At 65.2% G+C, this 18,883-nt stretch carries 20 protein-coding genes; 8 read left to right on the top strand and 12 right to left on the bottom strand.

The annotated features are described in order from the left end of the window. Nucleotides 1-27: 27 nt before the first annotated feature. Together GGI48_RS02795 and GGI48_RS02790 are read right to left on the bottom strand one after the other, a co-directional pair. Nucleotides 28-345, bottom strand: a complete 318-nt coding sequence (locus GGI48_RS02795) for a hypothetical protein (protein WP_179596850.1) — start codon at nucleotides 343-345, stop codon at nucleotides 28-30. A 106-nt stretch (nucleotides 346-451) separates the two neighbouring features. Further along, the gene (locus GGI48_RS02790) at nucleotides 452-1,177 is read right to left on the bottom strand and encodes a murein L,D-transpeptidase catalytic domain family protein (RefSeq protein ID WP_016965372.1); all 726 of its coding nucleotides are present in this window, start codon (nucleotides 1,175-1,177) and stop codon (nucleotides 452-454) included. Between the two features lie 153 nt (nucleotides 1,178-1,330). Here GGI48_RS02790 and GGI48_RS02785 point away from each other — a divergent pair, with 153 nt between their 5' ends. After that, nucleotides 1,331-2,902 carry a murein L,D-transpeptidase gene (locus GGI48_RS02785; protein ID WP_179596848.1) on the top strand — a complete coding sequence of 524 codons (1,572 nt, stop codon included), beginning with the start codon at nucleotides 1,331-1,333 and terminating at the stop codon, nucleotides 2,900-2,902. A gap of 101 nt (nucleotides 2,903-3,003) precedes the next feature. On the opposite strand, the gene GGI48_RS02780 is transcribed toward GGI48_RS02785, so the two are convergent. After that, the gene (locus GGI48_RS02780) at nucleotides 3,004-4,887 is read right to left on the bottom strand and encodes an amidohydrolase (RefSeq protein ID WP_179596846.1); all 1,884 of its coding nucleotides are present in this window, start codon (nucleotides 4,885-4,887) and stop codon (nucleotides 3,004-3,006) included. A gap of 113 nt (nucleotides 4,888-5,000) precedes the next feature. Here GGI48_RS02780 and GGI48_RS02775 point away from each other — a divergent pair, with 113 nt between their 5' ends. Both GGI48_RS02775 and GGI48_RS02770 read left to right on the top strand, forming a co-directional pair. Further along, on the top strand, nucleotides 5,001-5,372 hold the full coding sequence (locus GGI48_RS02775) for a hypothetical protein (RefSeq protein WP_179596844.1): 372 nt from the start codon (nucleotides 5,001-5,003) through the stop codon (nucleotides 5,370-5,372). 3 nt (nucleotides 5,373-5,375) lie between these two features. Next, complete coding sequence (locus tag GGI48_RS02770; protein ID WP_047303656.1) at nucleotides 5,376-5,558, top strand: DUF1289 domain-containing protein; 183 nt, start codon at nucleotides 5,376-5,378, stop codon at nucleotides 5,556-5,558. Here the strand turns inward: GGI48_RS02770 and GGI48_RS02765 are convergent, their stop codons facing one another. Next, nucleotides 5,559-6,044 (bottom strand): hypothetical protein, encoded by a 486-nt coding sequence (locus GGI48_RS02765; RefSeq protein ID WP_179596842.1) that lies wholly within the window; start codon nucleotides 6,042-6,044, stop codon nucleotides 5,559-5,561. Between the two features lie 13 nt (nucleotides 6,045-6,057). Next, the gene (locus GGI48_RS02760) at nucleotides 6,058-6,699 is read right to left on the bottom strand and encodes a LysE family translocator (protein WP_179596840.1); all 642 of its coding nucleotides are present in this window, start codon (nucleotides 6,697-6,699) and stop codon (nucleotides 6,058-6,060) included. Between the two features lie 245 nt (nucleotides 6,700-6,944). Here GGI48_RS02760 and GGI48_RS02755 point away from each other — a divergent pair, with 245 nt between their 5' ends. Then, entirely contained in the window at nucleotides 6,945-7,619 is a 675-nt protein-coding gene (locus GGI48_RS02755; protein WP_103742531.1) for an ATPase, read from the top strand. Nucleotides 7,620-7,705: 86 nt separating this feature from the next. On the opposite strand, the gene GGI48_RS02750 is transcribed toward GGI48_RS02755, so the two are convergent. The 5 genes from GGI48_RS02750 to GGI48_RS02730 all read right to left on the bottom strand — a co-directional run bounded on the left by GGI48_RS02750 (nucleotide 7,706) and on the right by GGI48_RS02730 (nucleotide 12,069). Beyond that, entirely contained in the window at nucleotides 7,706-7,924 is a 219-nt protein-coding gene (locus GGI48_RS02750) for a hypothetical protein (RefSeq protein WP_260620605.1), read from the bottom strand. Nucleotides 7,925-8,120: 196 nt separating this feature from the next. Next, nucleotides 8,121-9,173, bottom strand: a complete 1,053-nt coding sequence (locus GGI48_RS02745; protein ID WP_179596836.1) for an NAD(P)-dependent alcohol dehydrogenase — start codon at nucleotides 9,171-9,173, stop codon at nucleotides 8,121-8,123. Nucleotides 9,174-9,387: 214 nt separating this feature from the next. After that, nucleotides 9,388-10,233, bottom strand: coding sequence for a CAP domain-containing protein (locus GGI48_RS02740; protein WP_179601888.1), 846 nt, complete (start codon nucleotides 10,231-10,233; stop codon nucleotides 9,388-9,390). 99 nt (nucleotides 10,234-10,332) lie between these two features. After that, nucleotides 10,333-11,028: a hypothetical protein gene (locus GGI48_RS02735; RefSeq protein ID WP_103742532.1), complete on the bottom strand. Its 696-nt coding sequence runs from the start codon at nucleotides 11,026-11,028 to the stop codon at nucleotides 10,333-10,335. A gap of 81 nt (nucleotides 11,029-11,109) precedes the next feature. Continuing rightward, nucleotides 11,110-12,069: a GlxA family transcriptional regulator gene (locus GGI48_RS02730; RefSeq protein ID WP_179596834.1), complete on the bottom strand. Its 960-nt coding sequence runs from the start codon at nucleotides 12,067-12,069 to the stop codon at nucleotides 11,110-11,112. A 98-nt stretch (nucleotides 12,070-12,167) separates the two neighbouring features. On the opposite strand from GGI48_RS02730, the gene GGI48_RS02725 reads away from it, so the two are divergent. Continuing rightward, nucleotides 12,168-12,623: a tautomerase family protein gene (locus tag GGI48_RS02725; RefSeq protein ID WP_177435208.1), complete on the top strand. Its 456-nt coding sequence runs from the start codon at nucleotides 12,168-12,170 to the stop codon at nucleotides 12,621-12,623. A 20-nt stretch (nucleotides 12,624-12,643) separates the two neighbouring features. On the opposite strand, the gene GGI48_RS02720 is transcribed toward GGI48_RS02725, so the two are convergent. Continuing rightward, nucleotides 12,644-13,138 (bottom strand): PaaI family thioesterase, encoded by a 495-nt coding sequence (locus GGI48_RS02720; protein WP_103742535.1) that lies wholly within the window; start codon nucleotides 13,136-13,138, stop codon nucleotides 12,644-12,646. Between the two features lie 726 nt (nucleotides 13,139-13,864). Between GGI48_RS02720 and mqo the strand changes: the two genes are divergently transcribed. The 3 genes from mqo (at nucleotide 13,865) to GGI48_RS02705 (ending at nucleotide 17,346) form a co-directional block, all read left to right on the top strand. Then, nucleotides 13,865-15,502, top strand: a complete 1,638-nt coding sequence (mqo, locus tag GGI48_RS02715; RefSeq protein WP_016965389.1) for a malate dehydrogenase (quinone) — start codon at nucleotides 13,865-13,867, stop codon at nucleotides 15,500-15,502. 270 nt (nucleotides 15,503-15,772) lie between these two features. After that, a complete protein-coding gene (locus tag GGI48_RS02710; protein ID WP_179601886.1) occupies nucleotides 15,773-16,495 on the top strand; it encodes a GNAT family N-acetyltransferase in 723 nt (240 codons plus the stop codon). A gap of 68 nt (nucleotides 16,496-16,563) precedes the next feature. After that, on the top strand, nucleotides 16,564-17,346 hold the full coding sequence (locus tag GGI48_RS02705) for a DeoR/GlpR family DNA-binding transcription regulator (RefSeq protein WP_103742537.1): 783 nt from the start codon (nucleotides 16,564-16,566) through the stop codon (nucleotides 17,344-17,346). Between the two features lie 75 nt (nucleotides 17,347-17,421). On the opposite strand, the gene GGI48_RS02700 is transcribed toward GGI48_RS02705, so the two are convergent. Then, complete coding sequence (locus tag GGI48_RS02700) at nucleotides 17,422-18,750, bottom strand: MFS transporter (protein WP_047303685.1); 1,329 nt, start codon at nucleotides 18,748-18,750, stop codon at nucleotides 17,422-17,424. Nucleotides 18,751-18,883 lie beyond the last annotated feature (133 nt).

Here is an 18,883-nt window from a genome sequence, read left to right as displayed (position 1 = left end):
AACTGCCGGGGGGGCAGGGCCCGATCCTTATCGGTCCTTGATGTGTGCCTGGAGTGTGCCGCCTGCCACCGACTGGATGAAGTGCGCGGCCCTTTCGCCTAGACCCGCCTCTGAGGCGCGGATCAGCAAGACCAGGGGCGCCAGGGACAGTGGATCGATGTCCAGCCGTTGCTGGCTGGAGTCGCGCAGTATCAGGGTCAGCTCGGTCCACTGCTCATCGTCGGCGGTTCGGCTGTCGCCATCGGAGTCCACGTTGCAGCCGGCACCCCACAGGTGTTCGGCAACCCGGTAGAACGCCGGACGTGGTCCGGGATGATGGAGAAGCAGGGAGTGCGCTGAAGGCATGAGGTCCGGCTCGGGCGAGGTGGCGTTCCAGGTCGGCAACGGTATCTCGCCGCCGGCGCTCGGCGCAACCCGGCAGCGGGCTGGCCGCTGCGTTCAGCGCGTTTGTTCAGCCGCCATTGGCACTGAGGATGCTCGCCACCTGACGCGGCTGGCAGTTGAGGTAGGCCGAGGATTTCAGCCAGCGCTGGTCCGGGTACCAGGAGAACATGAACTGGCCATCCTTGAGCTTGTCTATCACCTGGCGCGCCACTTGCGGGCGCACCGCCGGGCAGCCCTGGCTGCGGCCGATGCGGCCCTGGCGCTGGCTCCACAAGGGGTTCACGTAGTCGGCGGCATGGATCACGATGTCGCGGTCCCGGGCCCGGTCGTTGAAGCCGGGCTCCAGGCCGTCCATGCGCAGCGAGTAGCCATGGCTGCCTTCGTAGCTTTCCTGGGTGCGGAACAGGCCCAGGCTGGACTGGTAGCTGCCCAGGCGGTTGGAGAACTGGGTGGCGAAGTTTTCCCCGGACTTCTGGCCGTGGGCCACCAGGTCGCGCAGCACCAGTTTCTTGCTGCGCAGGTCGAAGATCCACAGGCGCCGGGCGGTGGACGGTTGCGAGTAGTCGATCACCGCCAGGTGCCGGGCCTGGCGGGCGCCACTGGCGACCGCGCATTGCATGGCGCTGAGGGCGCTTTTCAGGGCCTGGGGATTGAGTTCCGGCGCGGCGTGGGCGAGGCTGGCGTACAGCGCGGGACTGGCGGCGGGGCGAGGTTTGTTGGCGGCGAAAGAAGGACTGCAAATGGCGCCCAGGGCAATGGCCGCCAGGCAGAATCGGCACAAGAAGGTCAACATGTATAGTGCATCCCCATGGTCACTTTGGCTCCCGACATCCTGTCGTTCCCCCGGCGGGCTGGTCTATATATTCAAGGCCCGGGCCTGATTGACTTCCCCATCTGCGGTAACGATTGGCCGTCAAGTGGATGGCCACGGATTGGAGTAAAGCAGTTGTTCAAAAAACACGCATGTTACTTGAGCCTGTGCTTGCTCGCTGCGCCATTGGTCGCGCTGGCCGGGGAGCAGGCGCCGCTGCCGGCGAGTCCGATGCAACAGGCGCTGACCCAACTGGCGGTGGCGTGTCCGGCCCTGGCCACGCGCGTGAATCCTGCCCGGCAGCAGCTGTTGCAGGGCTTCTACCAGCAGCAGGGCGAGCAGCCGCTGTGGGGCGTCGAAGGACGCTTGGCCGACCTGCAGGCGCAGCTGGCGCAACTGGTGGACGACGGTCTGGACCCTAGCCATTACCGCCTGCCGTCGAACAGTCCGGCGGCCGACCCGTGTCACGACATCGAAATCAGCCAGCAGTACCTGCAAGCCTTGCAGGACCTGCATTACGGACGCCTGTCGCAGACCCGCTTCGAACCCCTGTGGCGAGCCCAGCCGCTGCCGGACGATCGCCAGGCGGCGTTGCTGGCGCTGGCCGTGCCGGGCATCGAGCATCTGGCCACGGCCTTTGAACAGGCCCGGCCCAACCTTGAGCAGTACCGCAACCTGCGCCAGGCCTATGCCCGGCTTCGCCAGCAACCCTTGCCCCAATGGCCGGCAGTGGCCGGCGGCCCGTTGCTGCGTCCGGACATGCAGGACAAGCGCGTCCCCGACCTGGCCCTGCGCCTGTACCGCGGCGGCCTGCTGCCGAGCCCGGAGGTCAGTGCGGATAATACCTACGGCAGTGAGCTGGTGAGCGCCGTGAAAAACTTCCAGCTCAGTCACTCGCTGCAGGCCGATGGCGTGATCGGCGCGGGCACCCTCAAGGAGCTCAACGTCAGCCCGGCCCAGCGCCGCGAGCAGTTGCGCATCAACCTTGAACGCCTGCGCTGGCTGGCCCAGGATTTCGAACCGAACATCGTCCTGGTCAATGTCGCCGCGGCGCAGTTGACCCTCTACAAGGACGACGCGGTGGTCTGGCAGACCCGCACCCAGGTCGGCCGCGCCGAGCGCCAGACCCCGTTGCTCAAATCCCAGGTCACGCGCCTGACCCTGAACCCCACCTGGACCGTGCCGCCGACCATCCTCAAGGAAGACAAGCTGCCGGAGATCCGCCGTGACCAGGGCTTCCTCGACCGCCAGAACCTGCAGGTACTGGACGCCAATGGCCAGCCCCTGGCCGCCGAGGACATCGACTGGGAACGTCCGGGCAATATCCTCCTGCGCCAGGGCGCGGGGCCGCGCAACCCCCTGGGACGCATCGCCATCCGCTTTCCCAACCCGTTCTCGGTGTACCTGCACGACACCCCGAGCCAGGCCCTGTTCAGCAAGGGGCCGCGGGCCTTCAGCTCGGGCTGCGTGCGGGTCGAACAGGCGCTGCAACTGCGCGACTGGCTGCTGAGTCCGGCGGAACGGCTGCGCACCAACGACCTCTTGGCCACCGGCCTGACCCATGAGTTCCGCCTGGCCAAGCCGGTGCCGATCCTGCTCAGCTACTGGACGGTGCAGGCCGACAGCCATGGGCAGTTGCTGTACGCCCCGGACATCTATGGGCATGACGAGGTGCTGTCCAGCGCCCTGGGCAGCAAGCTCCTGTAGGCGCGAGCTGGCGCGCGCTGAACCGCGGGGCGCCGCGTTCAGCCGGCCCGTTCGGGTTCAGCCGCCAGCAAGCCCCGGCACGGAGCCGGGTCCCGGCGCTTTCAAGGCTGCGCCGGCGCCAGCCGGTCATAGATCACCTCCAGCGCCGGCCCCAGATCGCCGTCACCCTGGACCACCGCCTTGATGCCCTGGGGCCGCGGCAGCGACGGGTCGCCATGCATGCCCAGCGGTGCTGGTCGCAGCGCCACCTGGGCGGGTCGCTCATAGATCACCCGGCCTTCCTTGACCGTCTTGAGCACCTGGATCTCGCTCAGGGTCGCGGGCGCCACGGTCAGCGGATTGGCCGAGAGCACGGCGAAGTCCGCCAGCTTGCCCGGGGTGATGGAACCTTTGCGATCCTCCTCGAAGTGCTGGTAGGCCGACCACAGGGTCATGGCCTTGAGTGCTTGCAGAGGCGTCACTCGCTGGTCCGGGCCCAGCACATAGCCGCTGCGGGTGGTGCGATTGACTGTGGCCGCCAGCACTCGCATGGAGTCCGGCAGGGCCACCGGCGCATCGTGGTGGGTGGTGAACTTCATCCCGGCCTTGAGCACCCATTGGGTCGGCGAGATGTTTTGCGCACGTTCCGGGCCCAGCACCGATTCGCGGTGCCAGTCGCCCCAGTAATAAGTGTGCATGGGGAACAGTGACGGGAAGATCTTCAGTTGCTTGAGCTCGGCCACCTGGTCCTGGCGCAGAGTCTGGCCGTGGATCATCACCGGACGTACATCGACGCCGGGGTAGGCTTTTTCCGCGGCGCGCATCGAGCTCAGCAACTGGTCGATGGCCCGGTCGCCGTTGGTGTGGGAGAGGATCTGCCAGCGGTTGGCCAAGGCTTCCTTGTAGATGGCCAGGGCGTCGGCGTCCTTGATCACGCCATAGCCGGCATAGCTGGCGTCCTGGCCCTGGGGCGGCTTGAAGTAGGGCTGGCTCAGCCAGGCGGTCTTGCCCTGGGGCGAACCGTCCAGGGTCAGCTTGACCCCGCCGATGCGAAAGTGCTGGTTGTACACCACTGGCTGGTTGCTCGGGTGATACCAGGGCGCGACCAGCGTTTCCCGGGTGCCGGGGGTGAGGATATCCGGGTAGGAAACGATGTCCGCCAGCAGTTTGCCTTCGCCCGCGGCCTTGATCGCGGTCTTGATCTGGTCCGCAGAGGAGCGACCGTCCTGCAGGGTGGTGTAGCCATAGCTGATGTACAGCTTCTGCCCGGCGCTGAGCATGTCCACCGCCTGGTCGGCGCTGAGCTTGGGGAAGATCTTGATCAGGGCATTGAAGAAGGCGTTTTCCTCCAGCACGCCGTTGGGTTCCTGGCTGCCCTCGACCCGACGGATCACCCCGCCTTCCGGGTTAGGGGTCGAGGCGTGGATCTTCGCCAGTTCCAGGGCCTTGCTGTTGAGCACCCCCAGGTGCGAGGACTGGTGGACGATGGCGATGGGGACGTCCTTGGACACCGCGTCCAGCTCGTCCTTGGTCGGATGACGCTGTTCCTGAAGTTGGGAATCGTCATAGCCAAAGCCGAACAGCACGCCGAACTGCTTGGGGATCGGCGACTGCTGCTCGAAGTCGCGCAGGGTTTGCTGAAGCTTGGGGATGCTGTTGTTGGCGCCGTCCGGCGGTGGCAGCAGGTTGGCGCTGGCGGCCTGGAAGCCGACCATCGACACGTGGCCGTGGGGATCGATGAAACCCGGCAGCAGGGTGGCGCCCTTGAGGTCGAGCATCTGCGTGGCCGGGCCCTGGTTCTTCAGCACTCGCTGCTTGTCGCCCACGGCGAGGATCTTGCCGTCCTTCACCGCCACGGCCTGGGCATTGGGGTGCTGGTCGTCGATGGTGATGATCGGGCCGTTGAACCAGATGGCGTCGGCCACCGGAGCGCCCGTGGCAGCCATGGCGGTGCCGCAGGCGAGCTGGATCGCGGCCAGGAGCAGTGTGAGGGAGGGGCGAGACATGATCGTTCTTCCTTGACGGTACGCAGGAGGGCTCAAGCCTAGACGCAAAGATGCGTCCTGAGTGAAACACTTGAGGTATCGTGTGCGGCCTTTTTTGCCTGTTGAGGGTCGTCATGCCATTGAACAAACGCCAGCAGGCCGCCATGGAGCGTCTGCTGGCCGCCACCCTGACCCAAGCCTGCGAGGTCGCCAAGGCAGAGATCATCGGTTTTTCCTGGCTGACCCACGAGGTGGATTACGCCGCCTTTCCGGCAAGCCTGGTGGTGGCCTGGATCTTCGACACCCAAGCCCACAAGGAGCAGGCCCTGGCGGCGGGCCAGGGCGCGCGGATGATCGAGCTGACGGCCCGGGCCCTGGGCGAAGCCGGGGTTCACCTCGAACCGCTGGCGAGCCATGTGTTTTTCGATAGCGAAGAGCAATGCCGGCGGATCAATGCTGGCGATTGGGCGCAACGCCTGAAGCGCCTGCGCCCGGGGCGGGGTTGAGCCATGGCCAAGGAAATCGACAATCCGTGCATCGCCCTGTGCCGGCTCAGTGGCGACCTGTGCCTGAGTTGCGGGCGCAGCAAGGACGACATCCGCCAATGGAAGCGCATGAAGCGCCCGGAAAAGATGGCCGCGGTGCAGCGCGCCAGTGCGCGGCTCAAGGCCTTGCAGAAAAAGAAGGGCTGATCAGGTATCGCTCTGGAATTGGCCGGCGCCCAGGCGCCGCACGCTCAGCCAGAAGTCTTCCCCAGGTTCGTACTCGGCCAGAGACAGGCGGTGCACCTGTCCCTGCTCGTCCTCCACCGCCAGGCTGGTCTCCCAGTCGAAATCCGGGTTCTGGGAAATGGTGTAGGACGGGTAAGGGCTGTTGATCTGGAAATGAATCGAGTAGACCTCCAGTGGCGGGCACGACAGCAGGCCTTGTGCGTACAGCTGCCAGGCCTTGCGCATGCCGGGTACGCACAGGCGCTCGGCAAAGGCCAGGGCCTGGGGGATGTCATCCCAGACGGCCTGCACCCCTTGCTGCGCGGCCGTGAGCCGGCGCTGGGGCGGTTCGTTGCTGGGGTGCTGGACGTAGATCAGGCGGCTGCCGAACTGCAATTCGCATTGCATAACGCCTGCAGAGGTTTCCCAGTGGCCGAGCAGCGATTCGTTGAGTAGATCTATCTGCATTACGTTTAATCGCTCAGACCGTTTGCCGACGCATGGCCAGGATGCTGGTGCCGAAGAAGATGAAGGTCGAACCCACTACGCGATTGACCCACTTGGACAGCGCCGGGCGGGTCAACACGCCCTTGGCCCGGGAAGCGAGCAGCGCATAGACGCTGAGGGAGGTTAGCGACAGGGCCATGAAGATCAGGGTCAGGATGAAGAACTGCGGCAGCAGCGCGGTGTGCTGGTCGATGAACTGCGGGAACAGCGCGGTGAAGAAGATCGTCGCCTTGGGGTTGGTGGCGGCGGTCAGGAAGGCCGACTTGAACAGTTTGAAGCGTGGCGGCGGCGCGAGCTTGCCGTTGTCGGCGCTGCTGGCGCTCAGCAGCTGGCGCTTGCTGAACAGCTGCTTGGCGCCGAGGTAGAACAGGTAGCCGGCACCGACGATCTTCACCGCATTGAAAACCCACTCGGAACTGGCGATCAGCGCGCCGAGGCCGAGCATGGCCGCGGCAGACATGCAGAACAGCCCGCTGACATTGCCCAACGATGACCAGATAGTGGACTTGGCGCCGTAGGCCACGCTGTTGTGCAGCGCCACCAGGGTAGCGGGGCCGGGGCTGGCAATGGCGATGGCCGCCACCAGGGTGTAGGTCAATATCGAGTGAGCATCCATGGTTCGGACTCGTCTTGCAGAAAAAGGGGGCTTGATTCTATCGGGGTGGTGCTGAGCTGTAAGCCAAAAAAGCAGAGTTTTGCGATCTTCGCTCGCGATCGGCTGGGCACCTGTGGTGGCGCATCGGGGCCGATTGTCAATCATTGCTGCAATCGATAGTTATCATCAAAAAGTGCAGGTTCCGTTTTTCCAGCAAAGGAGGAAGATGGCGCTTACACCGTGCTGGCTGCAGAAGGAAACACCCGATGAGAATCTCGACTCTATTGACCCTTGTGGTTGTCTTGATCGCGGGAACCGGTGCTTCTGCGACAGCCTTCGCCGCCGATGACATGTCCTGCCACTTCTTGCCCATGGCCGACAGCGGCGCCGATCTGCGGCACGCCCAGTCGGTCGGGGTGCTGTACAGCGAAAACACCCTCAATACCCTGCAATACCTGGAGCACTACCACTCGGTGGCGCTGAACGGGGCAAAAAATGCCGGGCTCGACCCGCGCATCAGTGCGGCCTTTGTCGACAGCTCCGACCCGCAGCGGGCGATCAACTGGTTGATGGCGTCGTTGCAGAAGCACTTCGCCAGCGTGACGCTGTATGACAGCCTCGATGCGCTGGTCCAGGCCCGCCCCGATGCGGTGGTGATGCTCGACACTTACAACCAGCTGGTGACCAAGGGCAACAGCAAGGTGGAAGCGCGTTTTATCGCCAAGTTCTATGACGCCAACCTGCAATACATCGGCCAGGCCGAAGGCATCCAGGCCAAGGTCCTGCCGTCGGTCTGGGTTCGGGGCAAGGCGGCGCCGGAGATCGCGGCGCAGATCAATCAGCAGACCGAACTGCAGGTCGACGCGCTGAAGCAGTTCGATGCATCGCTCAAGGCCCTGGTGAGTCAGGGCGAAGCAGGGCAGATGGCGGCCAACAAATGAGGTGCAAGCAGGCCTGATGAAAAAAAGCCCCGAATGTTCGGGGCTTTTGCTTTGTGCCTGGCTGGGTGCAGCCTGTGGCGCGGTCCCTAGGCCGAGGCCAGAACCCCCGCGACCAGCAGTGCTATGCCCCGGTACCAGCCCCAGAGAAAGGGCCGGGCTTGAGGGTCTTTCCTGGCATAGACGTACACATAGAAGGGAATGAACAGGCTGAGGATGGCATTGCCCAAAGAATTCTTCAGGGCCACGCAGAAAATCGCGAACTGCATCGCCACCGTAAGTGCCAGCCCTGACAGGATCAGCAACATAACCATTGAATCGTCTCGCTATCGAATGAAGGTCGGTCGCGCCCTCTGCTGCGTCGCGGGCCGGATGCGGGCCGCGGCGCGCCAGAGGGAGCGGTGTGACGGGTTATCGACACGGCGGTGCAAAGCAATAGGCATGGGTGCCGCTATCGACCCTTCATTCACTTGCGAGTGTTCACTGCTGGTGCCAGGCCGGGTTTCAGGCGCCGCTGCCCAGGGACGCCATGTCGATCACGAAGCGGTAGCGCACATCGGCCCGTTCCATGCGTTCGAAGGCCTGGTTGATGTCCTGCATGGCGATCATTTCGCAGTCCGGGAGGATGGTCTTGCGCGCGCAGAAGTCGAGCATTTCCTGGGTCTGGGCAATGCCGCCGATGGGTGAACCGGCCAGCCGGCGCCGGCCCAGGAGCATGGGCAGGGTCAGTTGTTCGTCGATCGGCCCGACCTGGCCGACGATCACCAGGGTGCAGTCGATGTCCAGCAGGGGCATGTAGGGCGAGACGTCGTGGCGCACCGGAATGGTGTCGATGATCAGGTCGAAGCTCGACTGGGCGCGGGCCATGGCCTGCGGGTCGCTGGACACCAGCAGTGCATCGGCGCCCAGGGCCAGGGCGTCGGCGCGCTTGTCGGCGCTGCGGCTGAGGACCGTGACCTTGGCTCCCATGCCCACCGCCAGCTTGACCGCCATGTGCCCCAGGCCACCGAGGCCGATGACCCCCACCCGGCTGCCGGGCCCGACATTCCAGGTGCGCAGCGGCGAATAGGTGGTGATGCCGGCGCACAGCAGCGGCGCGGCCTTGGCCAGGTCCAGGCCCTCGGGCACCCGCAGGACGAATTCTTCGCGTACCACCAGATGCTTGGAGTAGCCGCCGTAGGTCACCTCGCGGGTGATGCGGTCCAGGCCGTTGTAGGTCTGGGTATTGTGCTCGCGGCACATCTGTTCTTCGCCCTTGCGGCACTGGTCGCATACCTGGCAGGAGTCCACCATGCAGCCGACGGCGACGCTGTCGCCGACCTTGTACTGCTTGACCTCGGGGCCGACGGCGGTGACCCGGCCGACGATCTCGTGGCCCGGGACCATGGGGTAGCGGCTGGCGCCCCAGTCGTTGCGCGCCTGGTGCAGGTCGGAGTGGCAGACCCCGCAATAGAGGATTTCCATCGCCACGTCGTTGGCGCGCAGGGCGCGACGCTGGAAGGTGAAAGGCGCCAGGGGAACCCCGGCGGACTGGGCTGCGTAACCGAAGGTTTGCATGATCGGCGTTCCTGTGTGAGGGAGAGCGAATGATCCGAAGGCAGGGCTACAAGCATAGAAAACCCGGGCGCACCGTGAGGACGGCCGACCGATGGTTGCGCGGGCCAACCGGCCTCGCACCGCAGAGGCCGGGGCGCGTGGGTGTCGTTCCTTCGTTGTCGTGGAGGCCCGGTTGCAGCTTCAGGGCGTGGCAGCCACGCCCCGGGCACTGGGTTCAGGGCGCGCCGAACATCGCCGTCCAGTAGATGCCGGCGTCGCTTTTCGGGTCCACCGCGTAGGCCGCGCCCAGTTCGCGGTAGGTCGGGTTCATCAGGTTGGCGCAATGCCCGGGGCTGGCCAGCCAGCCGTCCAGCACCTTGCGCACGCTGTCCTGGCCGGCGGCGATGTTCTCGCCCACCTGCTGGCCGGCATAGCCTGCCAGCTCCGCGCGGTCGCCCGGGGTGCGGCCGTCGTGGTCCTTGTGATCGAAGTAGTTCTGGTTGGCCATGGCCCGGCTGTGGGCTTCGGCGGTGCTGCCCAGGGTGGCGTTCCAGGCCAGCGGCACGGTGGCGGCGAAGCGCTGCTCGCCGCATTGCCGCGGCTGGCTGCGGGCGGTATTGATCTGGGCCAGCAGTTGCTGGCCCTCGGCTTGCCAATCGCCGAGACGCGCGGACAGCAACGGCCGGGCGAGGACGATGCGCCACTGGTTGGCCTGGCGATTGACGCCGATATCGACGAACTGCGGGTCCAGCACCACCTGGCAGAAGCTCTCGCGCACCGCCTGCATCGCCGCCTGGGCATCCCGTGGCCCGGAGAGGCTGATGGCCTGCACGTTGACCATGGGGTAGCCCGCCCGGGACATGGCCTGTTGCAAGTCGCCGATGTTGTCCACCGGCAGGATCAGGCGCGGATCGCTGGCCAGTGGCGGCAACTCCGAGGAGGCCTGGTTGGCGCAGCGTTGCGGCTGGCTGCGGTAGGCGTTGATCGACTCGATCAGTTGCGATTGGTCGTCGGCGGCGGCGCCGGTGGCCGCCAGCAAGCCCAGCGACAGGGCGGCGGCGGGCAAGAGCAATGAGCGCATGGGCATGCAAGTCTCCGGAAAAATGGCAGCGCCCATGATGCACCCGGCGCCGGGGCATTTCATCCGCCGCTGGATGAAATCGATGTTAGCCGGTAGGCCTCAATAGAAGTCGTAGTACAGCGCCCATTCGCCGCTGCCGGGATGCTTCCAGAACATCAGGCTGCCGCCGTGCACCACGTTGAGGTTGATCTTGGTGTCGGAGGAAATCTGCATCACGAATTCGAAACCGTCCCCGGCATCGATCCCCGACTGGCAGAACGAGGGGTAGCCCCCGAGCTTGTGCTGGTAGCAATGGCTCACCAGGTCGTAGTAGCACTCGATCTGCCCGGCGTTTTCCAGTTCGAGGATTTCCCGCTCCAGGTCCTCCGGCACGCCACCGCCGTCCCACAGCGGAAAGTCCGCGGGCACGGCTTCGGCCTTGAGCGGGAAGGGTTTGAGAAAGGCTCCCGGGGCGGTCAGTTCCTTGCGCACCAGGACATCCTCGGCACGGTATTCGCGAATCAGCCAGCGCTCGCCCATGGGTTCCAGAGGCTCGGGGAAGGGGTTGGCGACGAACACCGTGAGCACCCGCACGCCTTCCAGCAGCGGGCTGTGCCAGGGCAGAGCCGGCAGATGGAGCTGGGCGAACGGCAGCAGGGTTTCCCCGGCGCTGTTGCGTGGCAGCTCTTCATCCTCGCGAAACAGAAACACCCGGCCCAGCCAGCTTTCCTCGTCACTGTGGGTGGGGCGAAAACCGCCGGGGATCAGTTGCAGCGCCGGCTTGGCCAGGCGCCGCTGGATTTCCTGAATGTCCATGGTCAGGGCTGATTTCCTGTCAGTGGGTAGGGGGGTGGGCAATGTAACAAAGGCGGCGGGGCGGCAGTAGCGCGTCGGTGTTCAACGCAGCTGTCGCGGCGTGGCGTTGAGCAGCTTGCGCATCAGCCGGCGCAGGGCGGTGGCGTCCTGATAACCGACCTGTTCGGCGACGCTTTCCACCGAGTATTTGCTGTTCTGCAGCAGCGCCCGGGCGCGGTTCAGTTGCACGCGCTGGATCAGGCGCAAGCTGCTGTGGCCGGTGGCCTTGCGCACCTGACGGCCCAGGGTGCGTTCGGACATGCCAAACTGCGCCGCCAGTTCGCCGACGCTGGGCAGCCGCGGCAGGCAGGCTTCGATATGGGCGCTGAGACGACTGATCAGGGCGTTGCCCTGGGCCATCATCGCCGGAACCGTGCAAGGCGCTTGCAACTGGCGTCGATCAATCAGCAGCACCTGCCCGACCGCGTCCGCCAGGGCCGGGGAGAAGCGCCTGCGCAGCAAGTGCAGCAACAGGTCGGACTGGCCCAGGGCGGCACCGGCGGTGGTCAGCGGCGGATCGACGATGACCATCTGATCCGGGTCCACGTGGCAGTCGGCGACCCACTCTTGCAGCAGCGGCGCCAGCCACCAGGAGGTGGTTACCCGGCGCCCGTGCAGCAGCCCGGCGGCCTGCAGCAGGAACACGGCGGAACAGGACGCCGCGACTGGCGCGCCGCTCTGCACGTGATGGCGCAGGGTCTGGAGCACGGGTGCCACATCCGCATGCTGCAGGCGCTGGGCGATGGCTTCCGGGGTGTCGAGGCCCAGCCCCGGCAGAATCCAGCAGGAGCGGTCGTCGGCCGTGGCGTCCAGGGCCTCGACTTCCAGCAGCAAGCCTTGCCCCAGGCGCACCTGGCCAGCGTGCAGTGCACAGACCCGCCAGCGCGGCGCGCCCAGCCCCAGGCGCGGAGCCAGCAGGGCGGCGCAGGACAGTATGTCCAGGGTCAGGGCGACGCTGGAGGCAAAGGCACCGGGAAGCAGCAGGACGGTGAAATCGTTCATTGGCCGATTATGCATGAAAGATGTCGAATCGGTCGCTGTTGGCCGAGCGGGGCAAGAGGCTCAATAGCCGCTCATTTTTTCTTCGAGTGGTGATAGCGATGCCCAACATCCTGATCAAGATTCCCCAGGGCGCCTTCGATGCCCAGCAGCGTGAGCGGATCCTGCAGGAGGTGACGCAAGTGGCGCTGGACGTGGAGCAGATCGGCGAGGACCCGCGTCAGCGGGCGCTGTGCTGGGTCTTGCTGGAGGAGCTGGCCCCGGGCGCCTGGCGCTGTGGCGGCGCCGATCCTGGTGCCCAGGCGCTGCCTTGCCTGGTGCAGGTCAAGGTGCCCGCTGGGGTGCTCGATGCTGCCCGGCGCCAGGCCTATGTCGCCGGGTTGCATCAGGCCCTGGCCGCGTGCCGGTCGGCAGAGGACGGGCGGGTGCTGATGACCTCGATCCTGCTGGATGAAGTGCCCGATGGCACCTGGGGCGCCAATGGCACGCTGTGGCAGCTGGCGGATTTCACCCGGGCGGCGGGGTATCGGCACCTGTCCCAGGCGACTGGTCAGTAGCTCAGGTTTCTGGCCCGGGCTCAGGCATCGCGGCCGTGGGCCGCCGCTGCGAGTTGCGCGGTATCGACCCGGACGAAGATCGAATCGCCGATGGCGGTCAGCACGTCGCCGGCATACACCTCGCAGATGACCCGGCTCTTGCGGCCCACCTCGCCGTCGACCCGGGCCCGCAGGGTCAGGGGCACGCCCATGGGCGTGGGCTTGATGAACTTGATGCCCAGGTTGCCGGTCACGCAGTCGATGCGTGGCAGGCTGCCCGGTTCCCGTTGTTCGTGGCGGTAGTGGTAGGCCATGGCGGTCCAGTTGGAGTGGCAGTCCACCAGCATGGCGATCAGGCCGCCGTAGACCAGGTCCGGCCAGCCGCAGTACTTGGCATCGGGCAGGTGCTCGGCGACCACATGCACGCCGTCCGCGTGCCAATGGCTCTTGATGTGCAGGCCGTGGTGGTTGCGGCTGCCGCAGCCGAAGCACACGCCCTCGGGGGCGGTGGTGTCTTGCAGGGAGGTTTCGTGCATGGTTGTTCTTCTTGTCCTTGACGATGGTCTGGCAGGTGTTGCAGGCGCATCATGATGCCCGCGCCATCGCTGCCCGCCAAGGCGCAGTGCAGCGCTGTGGCGCGGTGATCGGCCAGCGGCGTTGTGACGCATTGATTGCGGCGGGTGTCGTAGTGGGTCGCGGTTTGTCCGGGGCCCGGGGCAGCCGCTCCGCTCAAGACAGGCTGATGCCGTAATGATATTCTTGCGCTGAATCGGTTCATCGTTTGTGCGGAAATACCTCCCCCATGCTTTGCTTCAAGTGGCCTGAGCGGGTCCTTGCACGTGGGCGGGAGTGTCCGGGCAAACCTGCCGAATGCAATGTCAGGCAGTGTTCGTTGACCTTCTTTGGTTGAACCCGACCCTTCTTTTGCTGCTGGCCCCGTGTCGACGGGCGTCGGCATTGTGCGTCGTGCCGAGGCCGATGCCGGTGAAAGGAGTGGGGCTGCGCAGCCGGCAGGCGGTGCCCCCGTGATGAGTCCCGAGAAACAAGTGTCACTCAAGTAGCTGAAGCCAAAAACGATAAGAAGTCAGCGCCCGAGCGATATAAAACTGAGGTCGAGCCAGTCTCGTCGGCCTTGTGTGCCCACCCTCCAGTTCTTCTGAATGCGCGTGTCCAGGGCCTGCGAAATGCCTGTTTCGCCAGGTGCCGAGCGTGCAGGATCGAGGATGGGGCGGCGGATGGCGTTCTATCGTAGGTACTACAGAATGTTGAAGAAAGTGAACACGGCCCTGATCGGGCTGGCGATGTCGATAGGCCTCACGACCGCGCACGCGGCTGAGCCGAAGAAAGTGGATGTACTGCTGATCGGTGGCGGCATCATGAGTTCGACCCTCGGGGTCTGGCTCAACGAGCTGCAGCCCGATTGGTCGATGGAGATGGTCGAGCGCCTGGATGGCGTGGCTGAAGAAAGCTCCAACGGCTGGAACAACGCCGGTACCGGTCACTCCGCTTTGGCCGAGCTGAACTACACCCCGGAAGGCAAGGACGGCAAGATCGAGATCGCCAAGGCCATCGAGATCAACGAAGCGTTCCAGATTTCCCGGCAGTTCTGGTCCTGGCAGGTCAAGAACGGCGTGCTGAAGAACCCGCGTTCGTTCATCAACTCCACGCCGCACATGAGCTTCGTCTGGGGCGATGACAACATCAAGTTCTTGAAGGCGCGCTACGAGGCCCTGCAGGCCAGCCCGCTATTCAGCGGCATGCAGTACTCCGAAGACGCCGAGCAGATCAAGAAGTGGGTGCCACTGATGATGGAAGGTCGTGATCCGGCGCAGAAGATCGCTGCGACCTGGACCCCGATCGGCACCGACGTCAACTTCGGCGAGATCACTCGCCAGTTCGTCGCCCACCTGCAAGCCCAGCCGAACTTTGCCCTCAAGCTGTCCAGCGAAGTGCAGGACATCGAGCGCAATCAAGACGGCTCGTGGCGCGTGACCTACAAGAACCTCAAGGACGGTTCGAAAACCGAGACCGACGCCAAGTTCGTGTTCATCGGCGCTGGCGGCGGTGCCCTGCACCTGCTGCAGAAGTCGGGCATTCCTGAAGCCAACGACTATGCCGGCTTCCCGGTGGGTGGTTCGTTCCTGGTGACCGACAACGCCACGGTGGCCGAGCAGCACCTGGCCAAGGCCTACGGCAAGGCTTCGGTGGGTGCACCGCCGATGTCGGTTCCGCACCTGGACACCCGCGTACTGGACGGCAAGCGGGTGATCCTGTTTGGCCCATTCGCCACCTTCTCCACCAAGTTCCTCAAGGAAGGTTCGTACTTCGACCTGCTGACCAGCACCACCACCCACAACTTCTGGCCGATGACCAAAGTCGGCATCGAACAGTACCCGTTGGTGGAATACCTGGCCGGCCAGCTGATGCTGTCGGATGACGACCGCTTCAACGCCTTGAAGGAATACTTCCCCAACGCCAAGAAAGAAGACTGGCGCCTGTGGCAGGCCGGTCAGCGCGTGCAGATCATCAAGCGTGACGAAGAGAAGGGCGGCGTGCTGAAACTGGGCACCGAGATCGTCGCTTCCCAGGACGGCAGCATCGCCGGCCTGCTGGGCGCTTCCCCAGGTGCCTCGACCGCCGCGCCGATCATGCTCAGCGTGCTGCAGAAAGTCTTCAAGGACCAGGTTGCGACTCCGGCCTGGCAAGAGAAGCTGAAGCAGATCGTACCGAGCTACGGCACCGCCCTGAACGACAGCCCCGAGCGTGTCGCCAAAGAGTGGGCCTACACCGCCGAAGTGCTGCAACTGACCCCGCCACCTGCGGTGAAAGGTGCAGCGCCCCAGGCTCCGGCCAGCCTGGCCAAGCCCGAGAGCAACCCAGCGGCCGACATGGCGCTGTAAGCCTCGGCCCCGTCCGCGTTCGTCGGGCGGGGCACCGCGGCGGCCATTGTGCCGCCGTATCCTGTGCCGGTTGCGACGCTCCCCAAGAGGCGCTCGCAACCTGCCGGCTCGGCCGGCATCTGTTTCTCGTTCAAGCCATTTCCAGCATTTTCCATGACCCCGCGTGCCCGCGGCGCCGGCGTGGTGCTGCGCCTGAGCGGCCCGCGGCGGGTTATCATGGCGCCGCCCGCCACGCCCGGGCCTGCCCCCATCCTCGGAGTCACCGCCTCGATGTCCAGCATCACCCTGTTCCAAGCCCCGCCGCCCGAAGCCATCCAGAGCCAGATCCAGCAGATGGTGGTGGACTACATCACCGACATCAGCGCGCTGGCCATCGCCCCCAGCAACCCGCTGTACAACCTTTACCAGTACGGCGTCGGCTACGAGGTGCACCTGTACCTGCAGGCCATGGACGGTTCCCGGGGGATCGCGGTCGAGCTGGTGGTGGCCACCGACACTCAGGACCCTGAGCAGGTGCTGGGCTTCACCCTTTACCTGCCGCTCAAGGACGATCCCCAGGCCTGCGCCGTGGCCTACATGGCGGTGCTGCAAAGCCATCGACGCCAGGGCATTGCCCGGCAGATGCTGGAGGCCATGCGTGCGCGTTACCCCCATGCCGAGCTGGCCTGCCACGTGGCCAAAGTGGCGTGCTTCGAGGCCCTGGGCTTTCAACTGCTGAGCGCCCGCGGCCCGCAGGTGCTGATGAATACCCGCGACCATGGCAGCGACGGCCTGCTGGCGGTACTCGACGTGGCGCCGATCTACCAATCGGTGGAAGTGCGGCAGATCCACACCTACCTGCTGGCCCAGCACGGGCGCAAGGCCATGCTGGAGGCGGAGAAAAAGCGCGACCGGCAGCTGGACCAGATGACGCGCCAGGCCCAGGCGCTGGTGCGCGAGCGCTTGGGCGAGGCCGCGCTGTACAACGCGCGCGCTCCCCAATTGATCGCCTGAATGCCCAGGCTTGTGTTCGCGAGAGGGCTTGGCTAATCTCGCGAAAACACGCAAAAACGGGCAAGAACATGCAAAACCTGCATTCGGTAGCCGAGCTGCCATCCCTGCGTCGGCAAAAGATCCTGCTTCTACTCGAACGCGACGGCAAGGTCCTGGCCGCCGAGCTGAGCCGGCACTTCGCGGTGTCCGAAGACACCATCCGCCGCGATCTGGCCGAACTGGATGCCGCCGGCCTGGTGCTGCGGGTCCACGGAGGCGCGCTGCCGCGACCCAAGGACAGCGGCAAGGACTACTTCACCCGGGTCGGCGAAATCAATGAGGCGAAGCTGCGCCTGGCGCAATATGCGGTGCGATGGGTGCAGGACGGCCAGACGGTGATGTTCGATTCCGGCTCCACCACCTTGCATATCGCCCAGTCCCTGCCGGCCGATATCCGTCTGACCGCGGTCACCGCCTCGCCGCTGATTGCCGTGGCCCTGGCCGAGTACCCGGGGGTCAAGGTGATCCTTGCCGGTGGCCAGCTCAACCCGGCGACCCTGTCCGTCAGTGGCCATCAAGCGCTGCACATGATCCAGGGAATCAAGGCCGACCTGATGTTCACCGGGGTCTGTGCGATCCATCCGGAGATCGGCATCAGCTCGTTGCATTTCGATGAAGTGCCGCTCAAACAGGCGATGTTCGACAGTGCTGCGCAAGTCATCGCCGTGACCACCGCCGACAAGCTGGGGGCCATGGAGCCCTTTGTGGTGGTGCCGTGCAATCGCCTGCAGCGGATGCTCACCGAACAGCAGGTGGCGAGCGGCGACATCGAGGATTACCGGCGCCTGGGAATCGAGGTGGTGCAGATCTGAGCCCGAGGGCCTGCACCTGCCAGGCGCCGGATCTCCACAGGCCGCCAGGGGCGCTGTGGAGGGTTGAATACCGCGTCAGTTCTTGAAGGCCGAGTGCTTGCGGCCCTGGTCGCACAGGGCGAACACCACCACCAGCACGGCGGCCACGGCGAGGATGATCACCACGCCGTCGGTGGAGTGAGTGGCCGAGGCGGTGACCAGGGACAGGGCCCCCAGCGGCGCCAGGCCGCCGGCGATCGCGGTGCCGATTTCGCGCCCGGTGCCGAACCCCGAGGAGCGGGTGGCGGTGGGGAACTGGCGGCTGAGGAACGAGCCCTGGGGCGCGAACATCATGGGCGCCAGGATGCCGGTGCCCACGCCAATGGCGATGTAGATCATCAGGCTGTCGCCGGTGTTGAGCAGGGCCAGGAACGGGTAGGCGAACAGCAGCGAAAACACCCCGCCGAGCACCAGCACCGCCTTGCTGCTCCACTTGTCGCACAGCCAGCCGAAGAACGGCACGGCGACGATGGCGATCAGGCTGGCGATGGTCACCGACAGCGAGGTGACGTGCACATCGACGTTCTTGTACTGGGTCAGGTAGGCCAGGGAGAAGGTCTTGAAGATGTAGCTCAGGGCGTTGTAGCCAATGGCGACGAAGAACACCACCGCCAGGCCCTTGAGGTCATTCTTGAACAGCGCAGTGAGCGGCGAGGGCTTGGCCTTCTGGCTTTCCTTGCTCAGTTCCTTGAACTCCGGGGTTTCCGGAATGCTGTTGCGCACCCACAGGCCCACTGCCACCAGGACGATGCTGCACACGAACGGAATGCGCCAGCCGCCGGCCAGCAGGAACTCGTTGCCGTTGATGGTCAGCAGGTAGATGGTCAGCGACGACAGCAGCAGGCCCAGGTTCAGCCCCAGCGCCGGCCAGGCACCCTGGCTGCCGCGCTTGCCTTCGCTGGCGTGTTCATAGGAGGTGACCGCCGCGCCGGACAGTTCGGCGCCGGCGCCCAGGCCCTGGATGATGCGGATCGCCACCAGCAGGATCGGCGCCCAGATGCCGATCGAGGCGTAGCTGGGGATCAGGCCGATCAGCGCGGTGCACACGCCCATCAGGCAGAAGGTCAGCACCAGCACCTGCTTGCGGCCGAACTTATCCCCCAGGTAGCCGAACAGGATGCCGCCGAAGGGCCGGGCGATAAAGCCGATGGCAAAGGTCGAGAAGGCCATCAGCGTGGCGCTTTTCGGGTTGCTGTTATCGAAGAAGATCTTCGAGAAGACGATGGCCGCCATGGTGGCGTAGAGGTAGAAGTCGTACCACTCCAGCATCGAGCCGAAGATGGTGGCCGCCGCGACCTTGCGCAGGCGTTTCCGGGTTTGTTGTGGGGTTTCCGCTGCAGTACTGCTGGTTTCAACTGCGCTCATTTCCGTACTTCCTCATGAATCATTGTATTTATTGTCGAGTTGACGCGAGTCTTGCCCGGTGCGCCCAAAGGGCGCGCCGAGGAGGATCTGGGCGGCACAAGGCCCTGTGCACAGCGCTGCAGCGCTGTGCAAC

Source organism: Pseudomonas protegens (genome assembly GCF_013407925.2).
Classification (GTDB): Bacteria; Pseudomonadota; Gammaproteobacteria; order Pseudomonadales; family Pseudomonadaceae; genus Aquipseudomonas; species Aquipseudomonas fluorescens_AP.
The sequence above is the reverse complement of the archived record's forward strand: the minus strand, read 5'-3'. Positions and strand labels throughout refer to the sequence as shown.

Excerpts from the sequence above, each read along its gene's own strand:
- GGI48_RS02795 (WP_179596850.1), bottom strand. The coding sequence starts at position 345 with ATGCCTTCAGCGCACTCCCTGCTTCTCCATCATCCCGGACCACGTCCG.
- GGI48_RS02790 (WP_016965372.1), bottom strand. The coding sequence starts at position 1,177 with ATGTTGACCTTCTTGTGCCGATTCTGCCTGGCGGCCATTGCCCTGGGC.
- GGI48_RS02780 (WP_179596846.1), bottom strand. The coding sequence starts at position 4,887 with ATGTCTCGCCCCTCCCTCACACTGCTCCTGGCCGCGATCCAGCTCGCC.
- GGI48_RS02775 (WP_179596844.1), top strand. The coding sequence starts at position 5,001 with ATGCCATTGAACAAACGCCAGCAGGCCGCCATGGAGCGTCTGCTGGCC.
- GGI48_RS02770 (WP_047303656.1), top strand. The coding sequence starts at position 5,376 with ATGGCCAAGGAAATCGACAATCCGTGCATCGCCCTGTGCCGGCTCAGT.
- GGI48_RS02765 (WP_179596842.1), bottom strand. The coding sequence starts at position 6,044 with ATGCAGATAGATCTACTCAACGAATCGCTGCTCGGCCACTGGGAAACC.
- GGI48_RS02760 (WP_179596840.1), bottom strand. The coding sequence starts at position 6,699 with ATGGATGCTCACTCGATATTGACCTACACCCTGGTGGCGGCCATCGCC.
- GGI48_RS02755 (WP_103742531.1), top strand. The coding sequence starts at position 6,945 with ATGAGAATCTCGACTCTATTGACCCTTGTGGTTGTCTTGATCGCGGGA.
- GGI48_RS02750 (WP_260620605.1), bottom strand. The coding sequence starts at position 7,924 with ATGTTGCTGATCCTGTCAGGGCTGGCACTTACGGTGGCGATGCAGTTC.
- GGI48_RS02745 (WP_179596836.1), bottom strand. The coding sequence starts at position 9,173 with ATGCAAACCTTCGGTTACGCAGCCCAGTCCGCCGGGGTTCCCCTGGCG.
- GGI48_RS02740 (WP_179601888.1), bottom strand. The coding sequence starts at position 10,233 with ATGCGCTCATTGCTCTTGCCCGCCGCCGCCCTGTCGCTGGGCTTGCTG.
- GGI48_RS02735 (WP_103742532.1), bottom strand. The coding sequence starts at position 11,028 with ATGGACATTCAGGAAATCCAGCGGCGCCTGGCCAAGCCGGCGCTGCAA.
- GGI48_RS02730 (WP_179596834.1), bottom strand. The coding sequence starts at position 12,069 with ATGAACGATTTCACCGTCCTGCTGCTTCCCGGTGCCTTTGCCTCCAGC.
- GGI48_RS02725 (WP_177435208.1), top strand. The coding sequence starts at position 12,168 with ATGCCCAACATCCTGATCAAGATTCCCCAGGGCGCCTTCGATGCCCAG.
- GGI48_RS02720 (WP_103742535.1), bottom strand. The coding sequence starts at position 13,138 with ATGCACGAAACCTCCCTGCAAGACACCACCGCCCCCGAGGGCGTGTGC.
- mqo (WP_016965389.1), top strand. The coding sequence starts at position 13,865 with ATGTTGAAGAAAGTGAACACGGCCCTGATCGGGCTGGCGATGTCGATA.
- GGI48_RS02710 (WP_179601886.1), top strand. The coding sequence starts at position 15,773 with ATGTCCAGCATCACCCTGTTCCAAGCCCCGCCGCCCGAAGCCATCCAG.
- GGI48_RS02705 (WP_103742537.1), top strand. The coding sequence starts at position 16,564 with ATGCAAAACCTGCATTCGGTAGCCGAGCTGCCATCCCTGCGTCGGCAA.
- GGI48_RS02700 (WP_047303685.1), bottom strand. The coding sequence starts at position 18,750 with ATGAGCGCAGTTGAAACCAGCAGTACTGCAGCGGAAACCCCACAACAA.